Below are 25,231 nucleotides of genomic sequence, written 5' to 3' on the forward strand. Positions count from 1 at the left end.
AGCTTATGCGGTGCGGTTCAACCAGGCCATGTACTCTTTCACGCCTTCGGCGACCGTTTTGAACGGTGCGTCGTAGCCGGCGGCGCGCAGCTTGGTCAGATCGGCCTGGGTGTACGCCTGATAGCGGCCTTTCAGCTTCTCCGGGAACTCGATGTATTCCACAGCGCCTTGCTGGTGGAAGTCCACCACCGCGTCGGCTACCGCCTGGAAGGTTTCCGCTCGGCCGGTGCCGCAGTTGAAGATGCCGGATTTGCCGGTTTCCCAGAACCACAGGTTAACCGCCGCCACGTCGCCGACGTAGATGAAGTCACGCTTGAAGTTTTCGCTGCCGGCGAACAGTTTCGGGTTTTCGCCGCGGTTGATCTGGGTATTCAGGTGGAAGGCGACGCTGGCCATGCTGCCTTTGTGGCCTTCGCGCGGGCCATAAACGTTGAAGTAGCGGAAGCCGCAGATCTGCGAGTCCGCTTCCGGCAGGATCTCGCGCACGTACTGATCGAACAGGAATTTGGAGTAGCCGTAAACGTTGAGCGGCGCTTCATACTCACGCTCTTCGATGAACTCTTCGCGGCCGCCGTAAGTGGCGGCGGAGGAGGCATACAAGAACGGGATTTCGCGATCCAGGCAGTAGTGCAGCAGGTCTTTGGAGTACTGATAGTTATTGTCCATCATGTACTTGCCGTCCCACTCGGTGGTCGCGGAGCAGGCGCCTTCGTGGAACACCGCTTCGATCTCGCCCAGATCGTCGCCGGCCACGATGCTGGCGATAAAGTCTTCTTTATCGATATAGTCGGCGATGTCCAGATCGACCAGGTTGACGAACTTGGTGCCGTCTTTCAGGTTATCCACCACCAGGATATCGCGATATCCCTTGTCGTTCAGTGCCTTAATGATGTTGCTGCCGATCATGCCGGCGCCGCCTGTGACGATAATCATTGGGTTACCCCTGCTAAGCTGCCTGGCGGGGCACGATGCCCCACGCTCAATGGCGGTTATAATAGCATTTCATGCCGCGGCAAACAGCGGAAGGGCTCCGAATATCCCGCATTGCCATTGAAGTCCGCCGTTTGCCGTGATATCTGCTGCAATTTTAATATTCTCTCCCGCGCATTCTCGTCAGTTTGGTTACAAATCAGTAAAATATGCCGCAAATAGCCCAATCCTGGAGATAACCGAATGTCAGCGTCTTTTTATCAGCAGTTGGAACAACAGCTTGCCGCCACGCGCAGTGAAGGGCTGTTCAAGGAAGAACGCATCATCACCTCCGCGCAACAGGCGGATATCGCCGTCGCCGACGGCAGCCATGTGATCAACTTCTGCGCCAATAACTACCTGGGCCTGGCCAACCACCCGGCGCTGATCGCCGCCGCCAAGTCGGGCATGGACAGCCACGGTTTCGGCATGGCGTCGGTACGCTTCATCTGCGGCACCCAGGACAGCCACAAGCAGCTCGAACAGAAACTGGCGGCCTTTTTGGGCATGGAAGACGCGATCCTGTACTCCTCTTGCTTCGACGCCAACGGCGGGCTGTTCGAAACCCTGCTCGGCCCGGAAGACGCCATTATCTCCGATGCGCTGAACCACGCGTCGATCATCGACGGCGTGCGCCTGTGCAAGGCCAAGCGCTATCGCTATGCCAATAACGACATGACCGAGCTGGCCGCGCAGCTGAAGCAGGCCAAAGCCGACGGCGCGCGTCACATCCTGATCGCCACCGACGGCGTCTTCTCGATGGACGGCGTGATCGCCAACCTGAAAGGGGTTTGCGATCTGGCGGACGAATACCAGGCGCTGGTGATGGTGGATGACTCTCACGCGGTGGGCTTTGTCGGCGCCAACGGGCGCGGCACCCATGAATACTGCGAAGTGATGGGCCGCGTCGATATCATCACCGGTACGTTAGGCAAAGCGCTGGGCGGCGCATCTGGCGGCTACACCGCCGCCAAGAAAGAAGTGGTGGAGTGGCTGCGCCAGCGTTCGCGCCCGTACCTGTTCTCCAACTCGCTGGCGCCGGCGATCGTCGCCGCGTCGATCAAAGTGCTGGAACTGCTGGAAGAGGGCGATGCCCTGCGCGATCGCCTGTGGGCCAATGCGCGTCTGTTCCGCGAAAAAATGACCGCCGCCGGCTTCACGTTGGCCGGCGCCGATCACGCCATCATCCCGGTGATGCTGGGTGAGGCGAAGCTGGCGCAGGAATTCGCCAATGCGTTGCTCAAGGAAGGCATCTATGTGACCGGTTTCTTCTATCCGGTGGTGCCGAAAGGCCAGGCGCGCATCCGTACCCAGATGTCCGCCGACCACACCCCGGAGCAAATCGAACGCGCAGTGGCGGCGTTTACACGTATCGGTAAGGATCTTGGCGTTATTGCATAAGGTAAAACCATGAAAGCACTGTCAAAACTGAAAGCGGAAGAAGGGATTTGGATGACCGACGTGCCTCAGCCGGAGCTGGGCCACAACGACATCATGATCAAAATCCGCAAAACCGCGATCTGCGGCACTGATGTGCATATCTACAACTGGGACGAGTGGTCGCAAAAAACCATTCCGGTTCCGATGGTGGTCGGCCATGAATACGTGGGCGAAGTGGTGGCGATCGGTCAGGAAGTCAAAGGCTTCAACATCGGCGATCGCGTGTCCGGCGAAGGGCACATCACCTGCGGCCACTGCCGCAACTGCCGCGGCGGCCGCACGCACCTGTGCCGCAACACCGTCGGCGTGGGCGTGAACCGCCCGGGCAGCTTCGCGGAATACCTGGTGATCCCGGCGTTCAACGCCTTCAAGATCCCGGATAACATCTCCGATGAACTGGCTTCGATCTTTGATCCGTTCGGTAACGCGGTGCATACCGCGCTGTCGTTCGATCTGGTTGGGGAAGACGTGCTGGTGTCCGGCGCCGGCCCGATCGGCATCATGGCGGCGGCGGTGTGCAAACACGTCGGCGCCCGCCATGTGGTGATCACCGACGTTAACGAATACCGTCTGGAACTGGCGCGCAAGATGGGCGTGACACGAGCGGTGAACGTCAGCAAGGAAAACCTCAGCGACGTGATGGCCGAACTGGGCATGACCGAAGGGTTCGACGTCGGCCTGGAAATGTCCGGCGCGCCGCCGGCGTTCCGCACGCTGCTCAATGCGATGAACCACGGCGGGCGCATCGCCATGCTGGGCATTCCGCCTTCGGATATGTCGATCGACTGGAATCAGGTCATCTTCAAAGGGCTGTTTATCAAAGGGATTTACGGCCGCGAAATGTTCGAAACCTGGTACAAGATGGCGGCGCTGATCCAGTCCGGTCTGGATTTGACCCCGATCATCACCCACCGTTTCTCGATCGACGAGTTCCAGCAGGGCTTTGACGCCATGCGCTCCGGCAAATCGGGCAAAGTGGTGCTGAGCTGGGATTGATCTCGGCAGGCGTGAAAAGGGCCGGAATTCCGGCCCTTTTTTTATGCTTGCGGTTTGGTTTGCGTCCAGTGCTGCCAATGACGCTTGATGAAGGTCACCGGCGGCGAGGTGGCAATGCTGTCGGCGATAACGCCCAGCGCGGTGCCGGCGTTGGCTTTTTCCTTCGGCGGTTTGACCTTGCACTGCTTGATGCCGCCGCTGAACGGGTTCTTCGGCTGCGGTTTTTGCGGTTTGACCGGCGGCGGGACGTAGCTGCCACCGCCGTTGCCCTGCGGTTCGTTCAGCAGCGCGCTCGGTTTGACCAGCACGATATCGGCGGGCAGCGACGGCAGCATCTGCTGCAGCACTTTCACCGTCGCGGGGCGCGGGTGGCCGATGGCGATGGCGGAACCGTTGCGCCGCGCCAACTCAACCGCGCGGTTGAACTGGCGGCGGATGTCGGCTTCGTTCGCGGTATCGTCGAGGAACACCCTGCGTTTGATCACTTTCACGCCGGTGCCGGCCGCGGCGCGAGTCGCCTGGCTGCTGCCGATGGTCATGCTGTCGAGGAAGTACAGGCGGTAGCTTTCGAGCGCCTGCATCACTTTCTGCATGCCCGGCAGGCTGGAGGTCATGGCGCTGCCCATGTGGTTGTTCATGCCGACCGCGTAGGGCACGTTGTTCACCGCGTTGCGGATGATGCGCTGGATCTCGTCGCTGCTCATGGAAGGCTGCAGGGTATCGCGTTCCAGCGGCTGCTTGCTGAGCGGCGCCATCGGCATGTGGATCAAGACTTCGCGGCCCTGGCTGTGGGCGCGGGTGGCCATCAGGCGGGCATGCGGCGCGTTGGGCAAGACTGCGACCGAGATCGCCGTCGGCATTTGCAGCACCGCGTTTTCTTCGTGAGGGCGGTAGCCCACGTCATCGATGACGATGGAGAGTTTTCCTGCCTGCGCAGCGTAAACCTGCAGCAGACAGCCGATTAACAAAGCTGTACGGGTTTTGACATAACGCAAATCTATCTTCCCAACCACGGCAGTGGGTTAACCGCCTGTCCCTGACGACGGATTTCGAAATAGAGCGACGGCGTTCCCTGGCCGCCGCTGGTGCCGACCAGAGCGATCGGCTGGCCAGCGCGCACCTGCGCCCCGACGTTGACCAACGCGCTTTGGTTGTAGCCGTACACGCTCATGTCGCCTTTACCGTGTTCGACCACCACCATCAGGCCATAGCCTTGCAGCCAGTCGGCCAGCAGCACGCGGCCATCGGCGACGGCTTTCACTTCGCTGCCTTCGCGGGCTTCGATCACCATGCCTTTCCAGCGTAGCTCGCCCTGCTGCTGCTCGCCAAAGCCGTGCAGCGTGCGGCCGCGCACCGGCCACATCAGCTGGCCGGCCGGACGGCCGAGGCCGCCGGTTCGCGCCATCAGCGAGCGATCGGCTTCGCTAGGTTTGTAGGTGGTGCCGGTTTTCTTCGCCTGCTGTTCCTTGATGCGTACCTGTTCGCGCACCTTGGCCGCTTCACGCGCTTCGCGTTCGGCGCGCGCACGGGCTTCGCGCTCCGCCCGGGCGATCTTGTCGCGCATGCGGGCTTCGTTCTGGCGCAGTTCCACCAGGCGTTGTTGGTCTTTTTCCAGCGAGGCTTCCAGCGCGGTCAGCGTTTTCTTGCGGGCGCCGCGCGCCTGCTCCAGCTTCTGCTGCTGCGTCTGTTGCTCGCTCAGTAAGGATTTTTGCTGGCCCTGTTTGGCCACCAGCGTGGTTTTTTGCTTCGCCAGCTCGGCGCGGGTCTGTTTCAGCTCTTCGATGGTTTTCTGGCGCGCTTCGTTCAGATAACCGAAATAGGCCAGAATACGTTCGCTGCGTTGGCTTTCTTCACCGCTGAGGATCAGCTGCACGGCGCTGTGCTGCCCTTGCCGGAAGGCGGCGTCGAGCTGTTTGGCGAGGAGGTTTTGCTGGGTCGATTGCTGCTTTTGCAGTTTGGCGATCGAGGCGTTCAGGCCGGAAATGTCCTTGCCCAACTGGGTGAGCGTGCCCTGGGTGTCGCGCAACTGGCGGCTGGCCTGGGCGATGGTTTTTTCCTGTTGACGCAGCTGATCCTGCAGCGAGCTGCGCTGCTGTTGCTGCTGCTTCACCGCTTTTTCTTTCTCGGCGATGCTCTGCTGGATGTCTTTCAGCTGGGATTTATTGTCTTCCGCCGCCTGGCCGGCGAGCGGCAACAGCAAGACGCCAGCGCAAAATACGCTGGCGCACATGGCGGTGAACGTCCTTGGCGCGGTGCGTTCAGGCAGCGGCCGGCTGCCTGCGTTTGCGCTTCGGGTTACCCTTGATAGTGCAAAAAACGCCTTCTCCCTCATGGAGAAGGATTATTCCACGATGAACAGCGGCTTACCAGTCATCTCTTGCGGGATTTCCATTCCCATCAGCGTTAACAGGGTTGGCGCGATGTCCGAAAGCTTGCCGCCTTCGACCGCGCGCGCCGGTTTGCCGACGTAAATCAGCGGCACCGGCAGGCTGGTGTGGGCGGTGTGCGCCTGGCCGGTGGCCGGATCGCGCATCTGCTCGGCGTTGCCGTGATCGGCGGTGATCAGCAGTTGGCCGTCGACGTCGCGCACCGCATCAACCACCTGGGCGATGCAGGCGTCCAGCGTTTCCACCGCTTTGACCGCCGCTTCATACACGCCGGTATGCCCCACCATGTCACCGTTCGGGTAGTTGCAGATGATGGCGTCGTATTTGCCGCTGCGGATGGCGCTCAGCAGCTTGTCGGTCAGTTCGGCGGCGCTCATCTCCGGCTGCAGATCGTAGGTGGCGACCTGCGGCGAGTTGACCAGCACGCGGTCTTCGCCCTTGAACGGCGCTTCCACGCCGCCGTTATAGAAGAAGGTGACGTGGGCGTATTTTTCGGTTTCCGAGATGCGCAACTGGGTTTTGTCGTGCTTCATCAGCCATTCGCCGAAGGTGTTGGCCAGCGGCGCCGGCGGATAGGCGCAGGCGGTCGCGATGTCGGCGGCGTATTCGGTCAGCATCACGAAATCGCCGAACTGCACCTGCTTGGCGCGCGGGAAACCGTCGAAATCCGCGTTCACGAAAGCGCGGGTGATCTGGCGCGCGCGGTCGGCGCGGAAGTTCATGAAGATCAACGCGTCGCCGTCCTGCATTGCGGCATCGGCCTCACCGGCGGCGCGGATCACGGTCGGTCTGACGAACTCGTCGTTTTCACCGCGCTGATAAGCGGCCTGCAGGCCGGCGATCGCATCCTCGGCCACGGAATCGCCTTTGGCGGCGGTCAGCAGGTCATAGGCCAGTTGCACGCGATCCCAGCGGTTGTCGCGGTCCATCGCGTAGTAGCGGCCGATCAGCGAGGCGATGCGCCCGACGCCCAACGCGGCGAAGGCGTCGCGGCAGCGTTGCAGCGGGGCTTCGGCGCTGCGCGGCGGCGTGTCGCGCCCGTCAAGGAAGGCATGCAGATAAATGGCTTTGGCGCCGCGTTGAGCGGCCAGCTTGATCATGGCCAGGATGTGCTCGTCATGGCTGTGCACGCCGCCCGGCGACAGCAGGCCCATGATATGCACCGCCTTGCCGGCCGCTACGGCCTTATCGACGGCGGCGGTCAGCACCGGGTTGGTAAAGAAGTCGCCGTCGGCGATCGCTTTGTCCAGCCGGGTCAGATCCTGGTACACGATGCGCCCGGCGCCCAGATTGACGTGGCCGACTTCGGAGTTGCCCATTTGCCCATCGGGCAGGCCGACATCCAGCCCGGAGGCGGCGATCAGCGTATGCGGCTGCTCCTGCCACAGACGATCCATCACCGGGGTGCCGGCGTTCAGGATCGCGTTGTCCTGCCGCTCTTCACGGTGGCCATAACCGTCCAGGATCACCAGGACCATCGGTTTTTTGTTGTTCGACATTGCATTGACCTCTTATGAACTTTTTAAGCTGCGAATAGCCATGCGCCCGCCGCAAGCATGGCTATTCGCCCTCGAAAAACCGGCTGATTTTACACCGCCGCCGGCGATAAATAGCCCAAAGAGATCAAGGTTGCGGCGAATCGCGCGGGCTTTTATGCTCTGACGTCGGGAATTTCTCAGCGCAGCCCGCAGTTTCTACAATCGCGCTTGCTTATTGGCTGTATTTGCCGCACTCGGCAGGTATACTCTGGAACCTTGACTTATTTATCCCTTAACTGACGGGAGTTGTTACACCCCATGCTGCAAGAAATTATGCCATTCGTAAGCAGACACCCTATTCTGAGCCTGGCTTGGATCGCTCTGCTGGTCGCCGTGATCGTCATGACCTTCAAAAGCCGTTTCTCCAAGGTCAAAGAGATCGCCCGTGGTGAAGCCATTCGCCTGATCAACAAAGAAGAAGCCGTGGTGGTCGACACCCGCAGCCGCGACGATTTCCGCCGTGGTCACCTGGCCAACGCCATCAACCTGACCGCCAGCGAAATCAAAAACGGCAGCCTGGGCGAGCTGGAAAAACACAAAGCGCAGCCGATCATCGTCGTGTGCGCCAACGGCACCGCCTCCCGCGAGCCGGCGGAGAACCTGAGCAAGGCCGGTTTTGAAAAGGTGACGATGCTGAAAGACGGCATCGCCGGCTGGAGCGGAGAAAATCTGCCGCTGGTGCGCGGTAAGTAACCGTTTAACCTATTTGAGGTGGCAATCCATGGCTAACATTGATATCTACACCAAAGCGACCTGTCCGTTCTGCCATCGCGCCAAGGCGCTGTTGAACAGCAAGGGCGCGGCGTTTAACGAGATCGCCATCGACGGCGATAACGCCAAGCGCGAAGTGATGATCGAGCGCAGCGGGCGCACCACCGTGCCGCAGATTTTCATCGACGGCCGGCATATCGGCGGCTGCGATGATTTATATGAACTCGATGCTCGCGGCGGCCTGGATCCGCTGCTTTAAGCAGCTTGCCGGTTCACCGAGTGTCAATAAGGACGTTTAACCAAGGGTATTACTCACATGTCAGAACAAAACAGCACCGAAATGGCTTTCCAGATCCAACGTATCTATACCAAGGATATCTCCTTCGAAGCGCCGAACGCGCCGCAGGTTTTCCAGCAGGAATGGCAGCCGGAAGTTAAACTTGATCTGGATACCGCGTCCAGCCAGCTGGCTGACGAAGTGTATGAAGTGGTACTGCGCGTAACCGTGACGGCGACTCTGGGCGAAGAGACTGCGTTCCTGTGCGAAGTGCAGCAGGCGGGCATCTTCTCGGTAGCAGGCATCGAAGGCACGCAGCTGGCGCATTGCCTGGGTGCATACTGCCCGAACATCCTGTTCCCGTATGCGCGCGAGTGCATCACCAGCCTGGTTTCCCGCGGCACCTTCCCGCAGCTGAACCTGGCACCGGTCAACTTTGACGCGCTGTTCATGAACTATCTGCAGCAGCAGGCGGAAGGCGAAGGTGCCGCACCACATCAGGATGCCTGATGAACACCGTCAATGCTTCAATGACTGTTATCGGTGCCGGCTCGTACGGCACCGCATTGGCCATTACGCTGGCGCGTAACGGCCATCCCGTGGTGTTGTGGGGACATAACCCCGCGCAAATTCAAACGTTGCAGCAAGATCGCTGCAATCAGGCGTTTCTGCCTGACGTTCCCTTCCCCGATACCCTGCTGCTCGAAGCCGATTTGGCGCGTGCGCTGGCCGCCAGCCGCGACGTGCTGGTGGTGGTGCCGAGCCACGTGTTCGGCGACGTGCTGCGCCAGCTGAAGCCGCATCTGCGCCCGGATGCCCGCATCGTGTGGGCCACCAAGGGGTTGGAAGCGGAAACCGGCCGCTTGCTGCAGGACGTGGCGCGTGAGGCGTTGGGCGAGGCGATCCCACTGGCGGTGCTCTCCGGGCCGACGTTCGCCAAAGAGCTGGCCGCCGGCCTGCCGACGGCGATCGCGCTGGCGGCGACCGATGCGCAGTTCGCCGACGATCTGCAACAGCTGCTGCACTGCGGCAAGAGTTTCCGCGTCTACAGCAATCCCGACTTCATCGGTGTGCAGCTTGGCGGCGCTGTGAAGAACGTGATCGCCATCGGCGCCGGCATGTCCGACGGCATCGGTTTCGGCGCCAATGCCCGTACCGCGTTGATTACGCGCGGGCTGGCGGAAATGAGCCGTCTGGGTTCTGCGCTGGGCGCCGATCCTTCGACGTTCATGGGCATGGCGGGGCTGGGGGATCTGGTGCTAACCTGCACGGACAACCAGTCGCGCAACCGTCGCTTCGGCATTATGCTGGGGCAGGGTAAAGGCGTGCAGGAAGCGCAGGACAGTATCGGTCAGGTGGTCGAGGGCTATCGCAATACCAAAGAGGTGTTGGCGTTGGCGCAGCGGCACGGTGTGGAAATGCCGATCACCGAACAGATTTATCAGGTGCTTTACTGCCACAAGGACGCCCGCGAAGCGGCGCTGAGCCTGCTGGGGCGAGCCCGAAAGGACGAAAAACCCAGCGCGTGACATAAAACGATATGTCGGGGCAGCGGAATGTTGACCCCGCAAATGACCTGGGCCGCTTCGCGCTACCGTGTGAAGCGGCCCGTTTGGCAAGGTAAAGGGGTATGTGATGTCGTCAGAAGAGTTGGAACAGGTCTGGAACAGCATTAAATCAGAAGCGCGAGCACTGGCTGACTGTGAACCGATGCTGGCCAGCTTTTTCCATGCGACGTTGCTCAAGCACGAGAACCTGGGCAGCGCGCTCAGCTATATGCTGGCCAACAAGCTGGCCACGCCGATCATGCCCGCCATCGCGGTGCGTGAGGTGGTGGAAGAGGCCTACAAGTCTGACAACCAGATGATCGTTTCGGCGGCGCGCGATATCCTCGCGGTGCGCCTGCGCGACCCGGCGGTCGATAAATACTCCACGCCGCTGCTTTACCTGAAAGGGTTCCACGCGCTGCAGGCTTACCGCATCGGCCACTGGCTGTGGCAGCAAGGGCGGCAGGCGCTGGCTATCTACCTGCAAAATCAAATTTCCGTCGCCTTCGGCGTGGACATCCATCCGGCGGCGACCATCGGTTGCGGCATCATGCTCGACCACGCCACCGGCATCGTGATCGGTGAAACGGCGGTGGTGGAGAACAACGTCTCTATCTTGCAATCGGTCACCCTGGGCGGTACCGGTAAAACCAGCGGCGACCGTCACCCGAAAATCCGTGAAGGGGTGATGATTGGCGCAGGCGCCAAAATTCTCGGCAATATCGAAGTGGGCAAGGGCGCGAAGATCGGCGCGGGCTCGGTGGTCTTGCAGGCGATACCGCCGCACACCACCGCCGCCGGCGTGCCGGCGCGCATCGTCGGGCGGCCGGAGAGCGATACGCCGTCGATGGATATGGACCAATACTTCAACGGCACCAACCACGGCTTCGAGTACGGCGACGGCATCTAAGCCGCGCCTGCGGGTCCATTCAGGGGGAGCTTCGGCTCCCCCTGTGTTTTTCAGGCGGCGGTCAGCCCTGTTTCGGGAACGTGACGATGTCGTTGACCATGTCATCGATCGCCGCTTTGACTTCTTGTTCCGTGACTGGCGCACTGTCGTTGTTGACGGTTTTGCCGTAACTCTTGCGCACCACTTCCAGCACCGTTTTACCGCTATCCTGATCGATCAACTGCGCTTCCAGGAACAGCGTGGTGTTTTGCGTCCGGTGGCCAGTGGCGGCCATGGTGCTGGCCACCACGGCCGCTACCGGCACCACTTCATAGAATTTCATATCCTCATCTTCGGCAGACACGGCGGTAATCGCGACTTTGGCTAACAGCACGCGGGAACCTGTCGGGTTATTCAAAACGGTAGTGCGCTCGGCCACCGCTTTTCTCACGCTTTGGTCGGTATAGTTTCTAATTTTGTCCAGCGTTTGTTGGCTGACGCGGGCGGTGGGTTTAGCCGCCGGGTAATAAACCACGGGAGCGACATACACGCCGCGATAATTCGACTCTTTAAAGGTGGGATCGATCCAACGCAGCGTTTTATGGCCGCTTGGCGAGCTGGTTTCCTGTAGCTTGCTGTAGTCCGGCAGGAACCCCGAATATTGATTCGTTTGGGTGACTTTGGACGAGCAGCCCGCCAGCAACAGGCCCGCCGCCAGAACCGCCATGGCAACGCTCAAACGTTGTTTCTTCATATGGTTTCCTATGATGAGTGGTGATTACCCTTACAAAACATAGCGCATTATCTGCGCCTCATCGGGCTTTTTCGGGGCCGGGCGTGCCCTGCTGCGGCCTTTTTTCAGGATCGTGATGCGCCGCCGGTTTTCGCCGCCAGTGCCGGTGATAAGGCGGCGAGCAAGGCGTCCGCGCTGACCAGCGCCTGGCGTTGCTCAGCTTGCCACCGGGGCAACAAGGGCCAGAGATCCGCCTGATGTTCGGCTTGCAGGCACCAAACCTCCCGGTCGTGCCAATCACCGAGGGCGTTCTGCGCCGCTTTCAGGCTCGCCATCGCGGCGGGGGAGAGGGGAAGACTCTGCGGATAGGCTTCAGCCGCGTAACGCAGGCGTTTTATCAGCAGCCGCAGGCGGTGGCGATCGTAGCCGGTATCGGCCAATGCCCGGCACAATTGCCGTTGTTGGCGCTGCAGGCGTCTATTCAGGCGGTGTTCGGCGACGCGTTGCGCGCTGCGGCGAAAGCGGCGCGGCCAGGCGTGCAAAAGCGAGGGAAAGCCGATGAGCTGCGGATGGGCGAGCAGTTGACGGTAGCGGGTCTGAAATTCGCTCTGGCGCACGTTGGCCTGCCAATCGAGGCGATGTCGCGCCAGTTCGGCGATCAGCACCTCGAGATCGCGCAGCGGTGTCGTGAGCCTGCCCAATTCGGCGGCGGCCCGATCGAGCCGGGTTGCGCCTGTTGCAGCCGCAACAGCGCCTCGTTCAGCGCCGGTTCGAGCCGGCGAAGCTGGGTGACAATCTCTGCGACGAAAGCCATGTGCCGTGCCTGGAAAGGATGACTCTTCCAGTATGGCGCGACGTCGCGGATTACGCCTTGATCAGCGCACCGGCATAGTCCAGCTGCCGCCAGGCTTCATACACCACCACCGATACGGCATTCGACAGGTTCATGCTGCGGCTTTGCGCCTGCATCGGGATGCGGATTTTTTGCTGCGCGGGCAGCGCATCGAGGATGTCGGCAGGCAACCCGCGCGTTTCCGGGCCGAACAGCAGGTAGTCGCCGGCCTGGTAGCTGACGGCGCTGTGCGCCGGCGTGCCCTTGGTGGTGAGGGCAAACAGCCGCTGCGGGTTTTCAGCGGCGAGAAAGGCGGCGTAATCGGCATGGCGGCTGACGCGGGTGAACTCATGATAGTCCAGCCCGGCGCGGCGCAGGCGTTTGTCGTCCCACGGGAAACCCAGCGGTTCGATCAGGTGCAGATTAAAGCCGGTATTGGCGCACAGGCGGATGATATTGCCGGTATTGGGTGGAATTTCGGGTTCAAATAAAACGATGTTCAGCATGTTGCAGGCCCCTCGTGAACGAGGGGCGCAGGATAGCAAACTCTTACTGTTCTGTCTTAGACGATAGGCGTTGATGATGCAGCGGCAGCCACAGCACCAGCCGCAGACCGCCAAGTGGGCTGTCTTCGGCCTTCACCCAGCCGCGATGCTGATTGACCGCCGCCTCGACGATAGCCAGGCCAAGGCCGGTGCCGCCGGACTCACGGTCGCGCGCCTCATCGGTGCGGTAGAACGGACGGAAGATCTGCTCGCGGTCTTCGGCGCTGACGCCGGGGCCGTCGTCGTCAACCTGGATAGTCACGCCCTGATTGTCGGCGCTGAACGCCACGGCGATGCGGGTGTGCGAATAACGCAGGGCGTTGCGCACGATGTTTTCCAACGCGCTGTCCAGCGCGCTCGCGTTGCCGAACAGCGTCCACGGACCGGGTGGCGCAGCGATCTCCAGCTGCTTGCCCATCTGTTCGGCTTCGAAACGGGCGTTATCCAGCACGTCGGCCCACAGTTCGTTGGCCTTCAACTGCTCGCGCGCCAGCTCGCCCTTCTGCTGCCCGCGCGACAGCGCCAGCAGATCGTTGATCATCGAATCCAGCCGTTGCGCTTCGGTTTCGATGCGCGCCAGCTCGTGGCCTTCGCCGTGGCGGCGGCGCATCAGCGCGGTGGCCAGCTGCAGGCGAGTCAGCGGCGTGCGCAGCTCGTGCGAGATGTCCGAGATCAAGCGTTGCTGGGCGTTCATCATGCGTTCCAGCGCGCTGACCATCTGGTTGAAGCTGGCGCCGGTGGCCAGAAACTCCTGCGGGCCGGCCTCCAGCTCCGGATGCTGCTTCAGGTTGCCGCGCGCCACGTCATCGGCGGCGTTCTTCAGCTTGCGAGCCGGTTTCGCCAGGCTCCAGGCCAGCCACAGCAGCAGCGGGGCGCTGATCAGCATGGTGACGATCAGCAGCAGCAGCGGCCGGTCGAACATCAGGTTGATGAAATCGGATTGCGGGCTGTTGGCGGGGCGGATCAGGTACAGCTGGTAGTTGTCTTCGCCGTCGCGCACCGCGAACGGCCCGACCAGTTCGACGCGGCCGTACTTTTTCTTCTTCGGATGATCCGAATTGTCGGATTGGCCGATGAAGTTGCGGACGATCTGCATTTCATTGCGCTGCGCGCCGATCACCCGACCTTCGCTGGTGACCAGCAGCAGGCGTTGGCCCGGCGGCGCCCATTTGTCGATGGCGCGGAACAGGCGGCGCCACCACATCAGATCGTTGGCCGGATCGTTTTGCAACTCGGCCTCGACGTGCTGTTCCAGCATCAACCCCTGCCGCTGCTCGCTGTCGAGCAGCGAGGTCATTTGGCGGGAGTCGAGCTTGGGCACCATCAGCACCAGCATTAGCACCAGGGCTAACGTGAACCAGAAAATGGCGAAGATGCGTGCCGTCAAACTGTTGATCATGTTGCAGATACCATCAAATAACCACGCCCGCGCAGGGTTTTGAACCACGGATGCCCGTCTTTGCGATCCGGCAGCTTACGCCGCAGGTTGGAGATATGCATGTCGATGGCGCGATCGAATGGGGTCAGGCGTTTGCCCAGCACTTCCTGGCTCAGCAGTTCGCGCGACACCACCTGGCCGAGATGTTGCGCCAGCAGATACAGCAGGGTGAACTCGGTGCCGGTCAGATCCAGCACCTGGCCGTCGAAGCTGGCCTCCTGGCGGCCGGGGTTCAGCTGCAGGCCATCGACATCCAGCGTCGGGGCGCCGCTGTCGACCTGCTGCTGCTGTTCGCTCCAGTTGGAACGGCGCAGAATGGCGCGAATGCGCGCGACCAGCTCGCGATCGTTGAAGGGTTTCGGCAGGTAATCATCGGCGCCCAGCTCCAGGCCCAACACGCGGTCCAGTTCGCTGCCGCGCGCGGTCAGCATGATGACCGGCGTCTGGTGATGTTGGCGCAGTTCTTTCAGCGTATCGATGCCGTTTTTCTTCGGCATCATGATGTCGAGCAGCAGCAGATCGACGGAGCTGTCCAGCAGCGACAACGCCTGCTCGCCATCGTGCGCGACGACGATATTAAAACCTTCCATTTCAAGCAGTTCTTTTAACAGCGAGGTCAACTCGCGGTCGTCGTCAACTAACAGAATCTTGTTCATTATGATTTACCTCCAGACGCAAAATACGTCATCAACTGTTGCCATTCCATGACTTTACGTAGTTTTACATGCACTGACGCAGGTTTTCAGGTGTGGCGGTACACTGCTCCTCGTTGATTCGCAAAGTGAGAAAGCTTGAGGAGTTGAAATGCGTAAGGTGACCGCATTAGTTATGGCATCACTGCTGGCAATTGGTTCGACCGCTGCCTTCGCTGCCGACACTATACCGGACACAGCCCAACCTCCCGGCAACGACGCGATGACCCGAATACCCGGCCAGCACCATATGTTCGACGGTGTCAGCCTCAGCGAACAGCAGCGCCAGCAAATGCGCGATTTGATGCGCCAGGCCCGGCACGATCTGCCTGGTGTCAATGTAGCTGAAATGGAAGCCATGCATAAACTGGTGACCGCAGAGAAATTTGACGAAGCCGCCGTGTATGCCCAGGCGGAAAAGATGGCCCAACAGCAGGTCAAGCGCCAGGTCGAAATGGCCCGGGTGCGCAACCAAATGTATAACCTGCTGACGCCAGAGCAAAAAAGTGTTTTAGACCAGAAACATCAGCAGCGCATGCAGCAGATGGAGCAACAAATTTCTGGTTTGCAGCAAGCTTCTGCCCAGAAGTGAAGTACGACTGAGTAGTCCCCTGTTTTTCCTTGCCATAGACACCATCCCTGTCTTCCCCGCCATGATGGCGGGGTTTTTTTTATCCGACATTTCGCTATATTGAGCGCCATACCTTTTGACCGGGATCCCTCAATGGAACAGCGCTATGCACGCCTGGTAAAGTCCGCTGCGTTGGCCGCTACCGCGCTGGCGTCGTCGCTGTTGTTGATCAAAATCGTCGCCTGGTACCAGACCGGTTCTGTCAGCCTGCTGGCGGCGCTGGTGGATTCGCTGGTCGATATCGCCGCCTCGCTGACCAACCTGCTGGTGGTGCGCTATTCGCTGCAGCCTGCCGATGCCGAGCACACCTTCGGCCACGGCAAAGCGGAGTCGCTGGCGGCGCTGGCGCAAAGCATGTTTATTTCCGGTTCCGCCCTGTTTCTGTTTCTCACCGGCTTCCAGCATCTGTATGCACCGCAAACGCTGCGCGATCCCGGCGTTGGGATCGTCGTGACGGTGATCGCGTTAGTCAGCACCCTGATGCTGGTCACCTATCAACGCTGGGTGGTCAGAAAAACGCGCAGCCAGGCCGTGCGCGCAGATATGCTGCATTATCAGTCAGATGTCATGATGAATGGTGCTATTCTTATCGCTCTTGGGCTAAGCTGGTACGGCTTCCAGCGGGCGGATGCGCTGTTTGCGCTGGGCATCGGCGTTTACATTCTGTATAGCGCGCTGCGCATGGGTTATGAAGCGGTGCAGTCGCTGTTGGATCGGGCGTTGCCGGATGACGAGCGCCAGGCGATTATCGCCGTGGTTTCCTCCTGGCCCGGGGTGAAAGGCGCACACGATCTGCGCACGCGGCAGTCGGGGCCGACGCGTTTCATCCAGCTGCATCTGGAGATGGACGACACGCTGCCGCTGCGCGAGGCGCACCGGTTAGCCGATCAGGTGGAACAGGCGTTGCGGCACCGTTTTGCGGGGGCGGATGTCATCATTCACCTGGATCCGTGCTCCGTGGTGCCGCCGGGTAGGCAGGGGCATTGGGAGCTATAATCATATAGAGGCATAGCGCAAAGTATTATCATGAATATCTGAGTTAGCTCAGCGTGCCATGCGGTGTTTTAACCGTTATATTGCGTGACTTGAATCAATTCAGCTGGGTGTTTTTGATATAATATCCAGCAATAAGCCATAAAGCTGGTTTTCTGCAGCCGGAGAGGTTTCAAGACGATCGGCGGAGACAGAATTCTTAAGAAATTGCATCTACACAGTTCAGAGGTAGTCATGATCAAGAAAATCGGTGTACTGACGAGCGGCGGTGATTCGCCGGGTATGAACGCTGCAATCCGCGGCGTTGTGCGTTCTGCGCTTTCAGAAGGTCTGGAAGTTTTTGGTATTTACGATGGCTACCTTGGCTTGTACGAAGATCGCATGGAGCAGCTGGATCGCTATAGCGTGTCCGACATGATCAACCGTGGCGGCACCTTCCTTGGTTCGGCCCGCTTCCCGGAGTTCAGGGATGAAAACGTGCGTGCCAAGGCGATTGAAAACCTGAAGAATCGCGGCATCGACGCGCTGGTGGTGATCGGCGGCGACGGTTCCTACATGGGCGCCAAACGCCTGACGGAAGAAGGCTTCCCGTGCATCGGTCTGCCGGGCACCATCGATAACGATGTCGCCGGCACCGACTACACCATCGGTTACTTCACCGCGCTGGAAACCGTGGTGGAAGCGATCGACCGCCTGCGCGATACCTCCTCGTCGCACCAGCGTATCTCCATCGTGGAAGTGATGGGCCGTTACTGCGGCGATCTGACGCTGGCGGCGGCGATTGCCGGCGGCTGCGAATTCATCGTGCTGCCTGAAATCGAATTCAACCGCGAAGATCTGGTGTGCGAAATCAAGGCCGGTATCGCCAAAGGCAAAAAACACGCCATCGTGGCGATCACCGAGCACATCTGCGATATCGATGAGCTGGCGCGCCACATTGAGCAGGAAACCAAGCGTGAAACCCGCGCCACCGTGCTGGGCCACATTCAGCGCGGCGGTTCGCCGGTCGCCTATGACCGCATCCTGGCCTCGCGCATGGGCGCCTACGCCATCGAACTGCTGCTGCAGGGGTACGGCGGCCGCTGCGTCGGTATCCAGAACGAAAAAATGGTGCACCACGACATCATCGACGCGATCGAAAACATGAAGCGTCCGTTCAAGGGCGACTGGCTGGAAACGGCGAAAAAGCTGTACTGATACGCCACTTACCGCACGACAAAAAAGCCTCCGGTCCCGGGGGCTTTTTTATGCTCGCCGGTGACATATTCCAGAATCATCTATCCCAAAATTTTTTATTCTTTAATTGCCGGGAAAGTTTCTGGCAGGCTCTGATGCTAAATCAACCGATTGAGGTTGCGCTTAATTTTCTGGGAGAGCCTGTCGATGCGTAAATGGGGTGTAGGTCTGACATTGGTGCTGTTGGCGTCCGGCGCCATGGCGAAGGATATTCAGTTGCTGAACGTGTCATACGATCCGACGCGTGAGTTCTATCAGGCTTACAACACGGCATTCAGCAAGCACTACCAGGCGGAAACCGGCGACAAGGTGACGGTGCGCCAGTCGCACGGCGGCTCCGGCAAGCAGGCGACGTCGGTGATCAACGGCATCGAGGCCGACGTGGTGACGCTGGCGTTAGCCTATGACGTCGACGCTATCGCCGAACGCGGGCGCATCGAGAAAGACTGGATCAAACGCCTGCCGGACAATTCGGCGCCTTACACCTCGACCATCGTCTTCCTGGTGCGCAAAGGCAACCCGAAACAGATTCATGACTGGCCTGATTTGATCAAGCCGGGCGTGTCGGTGATCACCCCAAACCCGAAAACTTCCGGCGGCGCCCGCTGGAACTACCTGGCCGCCTGGGGCTACGCGTTGCATCACAACAACAACGATAAGGCCAAGGCGCAGGACTTCGTCAAAAACCTGTACAAGAACGTCGAGGTGCTGGATTCCGGCGCGCGCGGCTCGACCAACACCTTCGTTGAGCGCGGCATCGGCGACGTGCTGATCGCCTGGGAAAACGAAGCGCTGCTGGCGGAGAAAGAGCTGGGCAAAGACAAGTTCGAGATTATCACCCCGAGCGAATCGATCCTGGCCGAACCGACGGTGTCGGTGGTGGATAAGGTGGTCGACAAACGCGGTACCCGCGAGGTGGCGACCGCCTACCTGAAATATCTGTATTCGCCGGAAGGGCAGACTATCGCGGCACAGCACTATTACCGCCCGCGCGATGCGGCGGTGGCGGCCAAGTTCGCCGGGCAGTTCCCGCAGCTGAAGCTGTTCACCGTGGATGACACCTTCGGCGGCTGGACCGAAGCGCAGAAGGTGCACTTCGCCACCGGCGGCGTATTCGACGAAATCAGCAAACGCTGATGCCGTTTAAACGGCAATAAAAAACCCCGGCAAGCCGGGGTTTTTTTATGGCAAGCCTAAGGCAATCAGGCTTTTTTCGCTGCGGCAGCGGCTTTGACGATCACGGCGAAAGCGTCGGCTTTCAGCGAGGCGCCGCCAACCAGCGCGCCATCGATGTCCGGCTGGGAGAACAGCTCTGCGGCGTTCTTGTCGTTCACCGAACCGCCGTACTGGATGATGATTTCAGCGGCAACCGCGGCATCGTGCTTGGCGATGTGATCGCGGATAAATTTGTGCACGGCCTGCGCCTGCGCAGGGGTGGCGGATTTGCCGGTACCGATGGCCCAGACCGGCTCATAGGCGATCACGGTGCCTTTCATCGCCGGTGCGCCCAGCGTTTTCAGCACGGCGTCGATCTGGCGCGCGCATACTTCTTCGGTTTTGCCCGCGGCGTTTTCCGCTTCGGTTTCACCGATGCACAGCACCGGGATCAGGCCGGCTTCTTTCAGCACGGCGAATTTCTCGGCGATCACTTCGTCGCTTTCTTTGTGGTAGGTGCGACGCTCGGAGTGGCCGATGATGATGTACTGAGCGCCGACGTCTTTCAGCATGTTGGCGGAAACTTCACCGGTGAAGGCGCCGGACAGGTTAACGTCCACGTTCTGCGCGCCCAGCGCGATGCGGCTGCCGGCCAGCGCGTGCTTGGCCTGATCCAGATACATCACCGGCGGGGCGATGGCGACGCCACAGCCGTCAACGCTGCTCAGCTCATTGCGCAGACCGGCGATCAGTTCGTTGACCATGTGAGTGCTGCCGTTAAGCTTCCAGTTACCCATAACTAATGGATGACGCATGTTTTTTCCTCCAACTAGGGAACGCGAGAGTCGAAATGACAACTGCCGGACCGGCAGTTTACCTGCCCAACAGTATAGAGATCATTAAGCGCGAAGGCTTTGCTTTTCGTCATTAAATGCCGCGCCGTTACGGCTCGGAAAGCGCCAGCTTAATCGGTTCAACCGCGAAGGTTACGCCTTTATCGCCGTTGTCCGAGACGACATAGCGAATGGCGCCGACCTGCTGTTGGTAAAAGCGCGATCCTTTGCCTTTTTCCAGCAGGCTGTTCACCTTGTTCTGGCTTTGTTCCACCGTCAATGCCGGTTCGAACTGGCGCATCAGCGCCGCCATGTAGTTGATGGCGATGGCGCGCGCGGCTTTTTCTTCATTGGCCTGCTGCAGCGGCAGATGCGTGATCTGCAACGTTTTGATTTTGCCGGTGCCTTTCTCCAGCGCGGTGGAGGCATACAGGTTTTCGTTGAGTTTGCTGGCGGCGCGCGTCAGCAGCGGCGAATCGTCTTCGGTGGCCGGAATGGCGCGGAATTCGCCAATTGGCAGCTTAGGGTTGTCGCGATTGTATTTTTCGCGGAATTTGACCACCGTCAGATCGAAGGTCGGCGCCCCGGCCAGCAGGTAAGGTGCGGTCGGTTTCGCTTCGGCGGCGGGCGGTTCGGCCCAGGCGCTGGCGGCGGCCTGCAGCAGGCAGGCGATGGCGAGGGTTTTTCTCAGCATGGCGTATGGCATCAAGGACAAAGATGGCTCCGATTAAAGCGATAACTCGCGGGCCTTGTCAAAGATCCCACGCCATTATCGGTTCGCTGACGAGAAAGCTGTGCGGCGCGCCGCGTTATGCAAGGCGGAAAACTCGGCCCGGCAGCGCCTATGTTACACTGCGGCGCAGAATATGGGCAGGCTTAGAGCGCAGGAATCGATGACGTTACAACAGTGGTGTTTTTCTTTTAAGGGCCGCATCGGGCGGCGCGACTTCTGGATCTGGATGGGGCTGTGGTTGGTGCTGATGGCGGCGGCGTTTACGCTGGCCAATTATCAATTGATCGCCATCCAATCCATCGCCTTCTTTATCGTGGCGCTGCTGTGGCCGACGGCGGCGGTGCTGGTCAAACGTCTGCACGATCGCAACAAGGCCGGCTGGTGGGCGTTGCTGCTGATCCTGGCGTGGATGCTGGCGGCGGGCAACTGGCAAATGCTGGCGCCGATCTGGCAATGGGGCGTCGGGCGTTTCATCCCGACGCTGATTATCGTGATGATGACTATCGATCTGGGCGCCTTCGTCGGCACGCCGGGAGACAATCGGTTCGGCCCGGAAGCCGAACCGGTGAAGTTCCGCTGATCCTCGGGTTACCAGTAGTGCTCGCTGGTGATGTGGCCCGGTTTGCGGCGCAGGTGCTTGCGCATTTGGCGGTGGTCCTTCAGCGTTTGCTGGGTGTCCCGCACCATCTGCGGATTGCCGCACAGCATCACGTGGCTGGTTTCGGCGTCGATGGTCAAGCCGATCGCCGCTTCCAGCCGGCCGTCCTCGATCAGCGCCGGCACGCGGCCGGTCAGTGAGCCGGGTGTTTCTTCACGGCTGACGACGGTCTGGATGCGCAGCTTGCCGTTGTAGCGTTGCTGCAGTTGCTGCATCAGCGGCAGGTAGCTCAGATCGCGCGCGAAACGCGCGGCGTGCACCAGCACCAGGTTGTTAAAGCGCTCCAGGCCGACGCCTTGCTGCAGAATCGATAAATAGGGGCCGATGGCGGTGCCGGTCGCCAGCATCCACAGCGTGTCGCAGTCGGGCACCTCGTCCAGCACGAAGAAGCCGGCGGCTTCTTTGGTCACCATCACGTCCGACCCTGGCCGCAGCTGATTGAGGCGCGGGCTCAGTTTGCCTTCCGGCACCGTCACCAGATAGAACTCCAAGTTGGCGTCATCGGGGGCATTGACGTAGGAGTAGGCGCGTTGCACTCGTTCGCCGTCGATCTCCAGCGCCAGTTTGGCGAATTGCCCGGCGGTGAAAGGATCGATGGGGGCATTGACCACCAGGCTGAACAGCCCGTCGGTCCATTGTTTTACCTGCGTAACCTTGCCGTTTACCCATTCAGCCATACTCTAAAGCTCCCGTGGTCGAATCAAATAAGCACAATGTCGTGAGCCGGAAATGGCGTGCGTGGTGCGCTCTATCCGGTAGTCGTTGCCGAACAGGCGGTGAAACAGCTGCAGCTCGGAATTGCACAGGCTACTGCAGTTGGAACCGGCCACGCCGATCGGACAGTGGTTTTCCACCAACAGCGCACCGTGCGGATGATCGAGCAATTCGGCCATGTAACCGTCATGTTGCCGCAGACGCACCAATCGGGCTAACCGCTCTTGGTGGCTGCGCTCGGCAGACAGCTCTTCGGCATAACGCAGATAAAGCTGCTCTTCGCGCGCGTTCAGCAACGGTTCCACGCCGGCGCCGCCAAACAGCCGCAGCGCGGATGCCCGCAGCCGTTCCTGATCGGCGGCCGCAAAAGCGTGCCCTCGCTCTGTCAGCGACCAGTAGCGCGTCGGGCGGCCGACCTTGCTGCGCGCTTCTTCGTAACAAACCAACTCACGTTTTTCCAGGGATTGCAGATGTTGTCGGATGCCCATCGGCGTGATGTCCAGACGCTCCGCCAGCATTTTGGCCGAGTGCGGGCCGAGAGCCTTTAACTGCAATAAAATCAGCTCAGGTGTTTTCATGAACCAAATCCCTATGGTGTTATTTTATTTCAAGTTGATGAAAATAATTATCGATTAAATGCTAAAGCGCGGCTACTGCAAGGGCGCTATTTTTAACTCCAAAGCGTTAGACGTACAGTTTAATTTACGAGCCTGGTCGGGTTTGCTGCCAGTGTGACCTGGATCAATATCTGCCTGAAACTCGCTAAAAAAATCAGATTTGATTAGTTTATGCCGCCATAGAGGGCTGCTCGCCGTTCTGGCTGCTGCAACGGCCATACCGGGACGCTGTGACGAGTTGAAACGTTAACGAAGATAATGAGAAAACTAGAGAATTTTCACCTGCTGGTGATGCTTATCCTGTTGGTCGCCGTCGGCCAGATGGCGCAAACCATTTATGTTCCCGTTATTGCTGATATCGCCCACGATCTGTCGGTTCGCACCGGCGCCGTGCAACGGGTGATGGCGGCGTATCTGCTGACCTACGGTTTCTCCCAGCTTATTTACGGGCCGATATCGGATCGTATCGGGCGCCGCCCGGTGATCCTGACCGGCATGATGATCTTCCTGGTCGGTGCGCTGGGCGCGCTGCTGTCCACCAACCTGACGATGCTGGTTGCCGCCAGCGCGATTCAGGGCATGGGCACCGGCGTGGCGGGCGTGATGGCGCGCACCATGCCGCGCGATCTGTATGCCGGCACCGCCCTGCGCTACGCCAACAGCCTGTTGAACATGGGGATTTTGGTCAGCCCGCTGCTGGCGCCGGTGATCGGCGGCGCATTGGCGATGGTGTTCGGCTGGCGCGCCTGCTACGCCTTCCTGCTGGCGCTGTGCGCCTGCGTCGCCTTCGCCATGTTCCGCTGGCTGCCGGAAACCCGCCCGGTGCAAACGGAAAAACGTCGCATGCTGGCCAGTTTCCGCCAGCTGCTGGGTGACAGCACCTTCAGCTGCTATCTGGTGATGCTGATCGGCGCGCTGGCGGGGATTGCGGTATTCGAGGCCAGCTGTGGCGTGTTGATGGGTGGCGTGTTGGGGCTGAGTGGGCTGACCGTCAGCATCCTGTTCATTCTGCCGATCCCGGCGGCGTTTTTCGGCGCCTGGTACGCCGGGCGCGACGGCAAGACCTTCCACACGCTGATGTGGCATTCGGTGATTAGCTGCCTGCTGGCGGGGGCGATGATGTGGATCCCGGGCTGGTTCGGCGTGATGAACATCTGGACGCTGATCGTGCCGGCCGCGCTGTTCTTCTTCGGCGCCGGCATGCTGTTCCCGCTGGCGACCACCGGGGCGATGGAGCCGTTCCCTTACCTGGCAGGCGCGGCGGGCGCACTGGTGGGCGGGATGCAGAACATGGGGTCCGGTCTGGCGACCTGGCTTTCCGCCATGTTGCCGCAAACCGGGCAGTTCAGCCTCGGCTTGCTGATGTTCGCGATGGCGCTGCTGATCCTGCTGTGCTGGTGGCCGCTGTCCAATCGTATGCAGCATCAGGGGCATACCGCATAACGACAGGGCGTCATTCGGCGCCCTCATACCGTTGACAAAGGGGAGAAAAAGCGGGGTTTTTCTCCCCTTTGTGGTTATCAGCCGAAAATTAATAAATTGATTTTCCTTGTTTTTTATTCGCTGTTCTCTGCCAACACGGCAAGGGCATGAGGTTTGTCATCAATCATCAGGGCGCCATTCGGCGCCCTGTTTCGTTACAGCAGAAACTCGTGCAGCGCCGGGTCTTTGCGATCCAGATAGTGGGTCGAACGAATACGGCGGATGGTGCGCGACTTGCCGCGGATCAGCAACGTTTCGGTGGTGGCCATGTTGCCCTGGCGGCTGATGCCTTCCAGCAAATCGCCCTTGGTGATGCCGGTGGCGGAGAAGATCACGTTGTCGTTGCGCGCCATCTGATCCAGACGCAGCGCCTGGCCGGCTTCGATACCCATCTCCCGGCAGCGGGTCAGCTCCTGCTCGCCGATGCGGCGGTTCTCGGCGCTGTCGCCTTTCACCTCATGACGCGGCAGCAAACGCGCCTGCATGTCACCGTCCAGCGCGCGGATCACCGCGGCTGAGATCACCCCTTCCGGCGCGCCGCCGATGCCGTACATCACATCGACCTCGCTTTCCGGCATGCAGGTGAGAATGGAGGCCGCTACGTCGCCGTCAGGAATGGCGAATACTCGCACGCCCAGCTGCTGCATCTGCGCGATGACGCCGTCGTGGCGCGGTTTGGCCAATACGATAACAGTCAGCTGCGACAGCGGTTTGCCGAGTCGTTCGGCGACGTTCTGCAGGTTCTCTGCCAATGGCCGGTTGAGATCGATGGCGCCGCGCGCCGCCGGGCCGACCACCAGCTTCTCCATGTACATGTCCGGCGCGTGCAGGAAGGTGCCGCGATCGCCCACCGCCAATACCGCCAGCGCATTGGACTGGCCCATGGCGGTCATGCGGGTGCCTTCGATCGGATCGACCGCGATGTCGACTGCGTCGCCCTGACCGGTACCGACCTGCTCGCCGATATACAACATCGGCGCTTCGTCGATCTCGCCTTCGCCGATCACGATGCGCCCATCGATATCCACTTTGTTGAGCATGATGCGCATGGCGTGGACCGCCGCGCCGTCGGCGGCATTCTTGTCGCCGCGCCCCAGCCATTTGTAGCCCGCCAGCGCGGCGGCTTCGGTAACGCGGGAGAATTCGATGGCTAATTCACGTTTCATGGCAAACCTGTCTGTGAGA

Annotated in this window: 27 protein-coding genes; 13 read left to right on the forward strand and 14 right to left on the reverse strand. The window is 60.3% G+C overall.

Going from position 1 to position 25,231, the window contains the following annotated elements; all coding sequences use genetic code 11:
* Window positions 1-3: 3 nt before the first annotated feature.
* Window positions 4-933, reverse strand: coding sequence for an ADP-glyceromanno-heptose 6-epimerase (gene rfaD / locus ACJ8QF_RS23410; protein WP_004931156.1), 930 nt, complete (start codon window positions 931-933; stop codon window positions 4-6).
* 240 nt (window positions 934-1,173) lie between these two features.
* Between rfaD and kbl the strand changes: the two genes are divergently transcribed.
* Both kbl and tdh read left to right on the forward strand, forming a co-directional pair.
* Window positions 1,174-2,370, forward strand: coding sequence for a glycine C-acetyltransferase (gene kbl, locus ACJ8QF_RS23415; protein ID WP_004931154.1), 1,197 nt, complete (start codon window positions 1,174-1,176; stop codon window positions 2,368-2,370).
* 9 nt (window positions 2,371-2,379) lie between these two features.
* A complete protein-coding gene (gene tdh, locus ACJ8QF_RS23420; protein ID WP_004931152.1) occupies window positions 2,380-3,405 on the forward strand; it encodes an L-threonine 3-dehydrogenase in 1,026 nt (341 codons plus the stop codon).
* A 41-nt stretch (window positions 3,406-3,446) separates the two neighbouring features.
* Here the strand turns inward: tdh and ACJ8QF_RS23425 are convergent, their stop codons facing one another.
* The 3 genes from ACJ8QF_RS23425 to gpmM are packed head-to-tail and all read right to left on the reverse strand — an operon-like array spanning window position 3,447 to window position 7,291.
* A complete protein-coding gene (locus ACJ8QF_RS23425; RefSeq protein ID WP_015379426.1) occupies window positions 3,447-4,400 on the reverse strand; it encodes a divergent polysaccharide deacetylase family protein in 954 nt (317 codons plus the stop codon).
* Window positions 4,401-4,402: 2 nt separating this feature from the next.
* Window positions 4,403-5,737 carry a murein hydrolase activator EnvC gene (gene envC, locus ACJ8QF_RS23430; RefSeq protein WP_028128084.1) on the reverse strand — a complete coding sequence of 445 codons (1,335 nt, stop codon included), beginning with the start codon at window positions 5,735-5,737 and terminating at the stop codon, window positions 4,403-4,405.
* A gap of 9 nt (window positions 5,738-5,746) precedes the next feature.
* Window positions 5,747-7,291, reverse strand: coding sequence for a 2,3-bisphosphoglycerate-independent phosphoglycerate mutase (gene gpmM / locus ACJ8QF_RS23435; RefSeq protein ID WP_049187724.1), 1,545 nt, complete (start codon window positions 7,289-7,291; stop codon window positions 5,747-5,749).
* Between the two features lie 297 nt (window positions 7,292-7,588).
* Here gpmM and ACJ8QF_RS23440 point away from each other — a divergent pair, with 297 nt between their 5' ends.
* The 5 genes from ACJ8QF_RS23440 (at window position 7,589) to cysE (ending at window position 10,775) form a co-directional block, all read left to right on the forward strand.
* Complete coding sequence (locus ACJ8QF_RS23440) at window positions 7,589-8,023, forward strand: rhodanese-like domain-containing protein (protein WP_015379424.1); 435 nt, start codon at window positions 7,589-7,591, stop codon at window positions 8,021-8,023.
* Between the two features lie 28 nt (window positions 8,024-8,051).
* Window positions 8,052-8,300 (forward strand): glutaredoxin 3, encoded by a 249-nt coding sequence (grxC, locus tag ACJ8QF_RS23445; RefSeq protein WP_004931142.1) that lies wholly within the window; start codon window positions 8,052-8,054, stop codon window positions 8,298-8,300.
* Between the two features lie 57 nt (window positions 8,301-8,357).
* The gene (secB, locus tag ACJ8QF_RS23450) at window positions 8,358-8,828 is read left to right on the forward strand and encodes a protein-export chaperone SecB (RefSeq protein ID WP_004931139.1); all 471 of its coding nucleotides are present in this window, start codon (window positions 8,358-8,360) and stop codon (window positions 8,826-8,828) included.
* Window positions 8,828-9,847, forward strand: a complete 1,020-nt coding sequence (gpsA, locus tag ACJ8QF_RS23455; RefSeq protein ID WP_197753932.1) for an NAD(P)H-dependent glycerol-3-phosphate dehydrogenase — start codon at window positions 8,828-8,830, stop codon at window positions 9,845-9,847. The genes secB and gpsA overlap by 1 nt, the downstream gene beginning before the upstream one ends.
* Window positions 9,848-9,953: 106 nt before the next feature.
* Window positions 9,954-10,775, forward strand: coding sequence for a serine O-acetyltransferase (gene cysE / locus ACJ8QF_RS23460; RefSeq protein ID WP_004931135.1), 822 nt, complete (start codon window positions 9,954-9,956; stop codon window positions 10,773-10,775).
* A 61-nt stretch (window positions 10,776-10,836) separates the two neighbouring features.
* On the opposite strand, the gene ACJ8QF_RS23465 is transcribed toward cysE, so the two are convergent.
* The 5 genes from ACJ8QF_RS23465 to cpxR form a co-directional block, all read right to left on the reverse strand.
* Window positions 10,837-11,508: a DUF3313 domain-containing protein gene (locus ACJ8QF_RS23465; RefSeq protein ID WP_004931134.1), complete on the reverse strand. Its 672-nt coding sequence runs from the start codon at window positions 11,506-11,508 to the stop codon at window positions 10,837-10,839.
* Window positions 11,509-11,612: 104 nt separating this feature from the next.
* Entirely contained in the window at window positions 11,613-12,188 is a 576-nt protein-coding gene (locus tag ACJ8QF_RS23470) for a CHAD domain-containing protein (RefSeq protein WP_442537894.1), read from the reverse strand.
* 163 nt (window positions 12,189-12,351) lie between these two features.
* Window positions 12,352-12,825 (reverse strand): tRNA (uridine(34)/cytosine(34)/5-carboxymethylaminomethyluridine(34)-2'-O)-methyltransferase TrmL, encoded by a 474-nt coding sequence (trmL, locus tag ACJ8QF_RS23475; RefSeq protein ID WP_004931130.1) that lies wholly within the window; start codon window positions 12,823-12,825, stop codon window positions 12,352-12,354.
* A 43-nt stretch (window positions 12,826-12,868) separates the two neighbouring features.
* A complete protein-coding gene (cpxA, locus tag ACJ8QF_RS23480; protein WP_015379421.1) occupies window positions 12,869-14,263 on the reverse strand; it encodes an envelope stress sensor histidine kinase CpxA in 1,395 nt (464 codons plus the stop codon).
* The gene (cpxR, locus tag ACJ8QF_RS23485) at window positions 14,260-14,958 is read right to left on the reverse strand and encodes an envelope stress response regulator transcription factor CpxR (RefSeq protein WP_004931124.1); all 699 of its coding nucleotides are present in this window, start codon (window positions 14,956-14,958) and stop codon (window positions 14,260-14,262) included. Before cpxR ends, cpxA begins: the two co-directional genes overlap by 4 nt.
* Before the next feature lie 148 nt (window positions 14,959-15,106).
* Here cpxR and cpxP point away from each other — a divergent pair, with 148 nt between their 5' ends.
* The 4 genes from cpxP to ACJ8QF_RS23505 all read left to right on the forward strand — a co-directional run bounded on the left by cpxP (window position 15,107) and on the right by ACJ8QF_RS23505 (window position 18,991).
* Window positions 15,107-15,586: a cell-envelope stress modulator CpxP gene (cpxP, locus tag ACJ8QF_RS23490; protein WP_004931122.1), complete on the forward strand. Its 480-nt coding sequence runs from the start codon at window positions 15,107-15,109 to the stop codon at window positions 15,584-15,586.
* Between the two features lie 132 nt (window positions 15,587-15,718).
* Window positions 15,719-16,621: a CDF family cation-efflux transporter FieF gene (gene fieF, locus ACJ8QF_RS23495; protein WP_442537895.1), complete on the forward strand. Its 903-nt coding sequence runs from the start codon at window positions 15,719-15,721 to the stop codon at window positions 16,619-16,621.
* Between the two features lie 231 nt (window positions 16,622-16,852).
* Entirely contained in the window at window positions 16,853-17,815 is a 963-nt protein-coding gene (gene pfkA, locus ACJ8QF_RS23500) for a 6-phosphofructokinase (RefSeq protein WP_004931116.1), read from the forward strand.
* Between the two features lie 186 nt (window positions 17,816-18,001).
* On the forward strand, window positions 18,002-18,991 hold the full coding sequence (locus ACJ8QF_RS23505; protein ID WP_015379419.1) for a sulfate ABC transporter substrate-binding protein: 990 nt from the start codon (window positions 18,002-18,004) through the stop codon (window positions 18,989-18,991).
* A 65-nt stretch (window positions 18,992-19,056) separates the two neighbouring features.
* Here the strand turns inward: ACJ8QF_RS23505 and tpiA are convergent, their stop codons facing one another.
* Both tpiA and ACJ8QF_RS23515 read right to left on the reverse strand, forming a co-directional pair.
* Window positions 19,057-19,824: a triose-phosphate isomerase gene (tpiA, locus tag ACJ8QF_RS23510; protein ID WP_004931113.1), complete on the reverse strand. Its 768-nt coding sequence runs from the start codon at window positions 19,822-19,824 to the stop codon at window positions 19,057-19,059.
* A gap of 127 nt (window positions 19,825-19,951) precedes the next feature.
* Window positions 19,952-20,536 (reverse strand): DUF1454 family protein, encoded by a 585-nt coding sequence (locus tag ACJ8QF_RS23515; protein WP_048326688.1) that lies wholly within the window; start codon window positions 20,534-20,536, stop codon window positions 19,952-19,954.
* A gap of 199 nt (window positions 20,537-20,735) precedes the next feature.
* On the opposite strand from ACJ8QF_RS23515, the gene ACJ8QF_RS23520 reads away from it, so the two are divergent.
* Window positions 20,736-21,155: a DUF805 domain-containing protein gene (locus ACJ8QF_RS23520; RefSeq protein WP_004931108.1), complete on the forward strand. Its 420-nt coding sequence runs from the start codon at window positions 20,736-20,738 to the stop codon at window positions 21,153-21,155.
* 8 nt (window positions 21,156-21,163) lie between these two features.
* On the opposite strand, the gene fpr is transcribed toward ACJ8QF_RS23520, so the two are convergent.
* On the reverse strand, window positions 21,164-21,910 hold the full coding sequence (fpr, locus tag ACJ8QF_RS23525; protein WP_004931107.1) for a ferredoxin--NADP(+) reductase: 747 nt from the start codon (window positions 21,908-21,910) through the stop codon (window positions 21,164-21,166).
* A 3-nt stretch (window positions 21,911-21,913) separates the two neighbouring features.
* Window positions 21,914-22,525 carry a helix-turn-helix transcriptional regulator gene (locus ACJ8QF_RS23530; RefSeq protein ID WP_131165392.1) on the reverse strand — a complete coding sequence of 204 codons (612 nt, stop codon included), beginning with the start codon at window positions 22,523-22,525 and terminating at the stop codon, window positions 21,914-21,916.
* A 297-nt stretch (window positions 22,526-22,822) separates the two neighbouring features.
* Here ACJ8QF_RS23530 and emrD point away from each other — a divergent pair, with 297 nt between their 5' ends.
* Window positions 22,823-24,007: a multidrug efflux MFS transporter EmrD gene (gene emrD / locus ACJ8QF_RS23535; protein WP_004931102.1), complete on the forward strand. Its 1,185-nt coding sequence runs from the start codon at window positions 22,823-22,825 to the stop codon at window positions 24,005-24,007.
* 194 nt (window positions 24,008-24,201) lie between these two features.
* Here emrD and glpX read toward each other — a convergent pair whose 3' ends face one another.
* Window positions 24,202-25,212 carry a class II fructose-bisphosphatase gene (glpX, locus tag ACJ8QF_RS23540; protein ID WP_442537896.1) on the reverse strand — a complete coding sequence of 337 codons (1,011 nt, stop codon included), beginning with the start codon at window positions 25,210-25,212 and terminating at the stop codon, window positions 24,202-24,204.
* Window positions 25,213-25,231: the final 19 nt, after the last annotated feature.

Origin of the sequence: Serratia sp. CY81684, from assembly GCF_052166595.1 — a bacterium.
Lineage (GTDB): Bacteria > Pseudomonadota > Gammaproteobacteria > Enterobacterales > Enterobacteriaceae > Serratia > Serratia nematodiphila.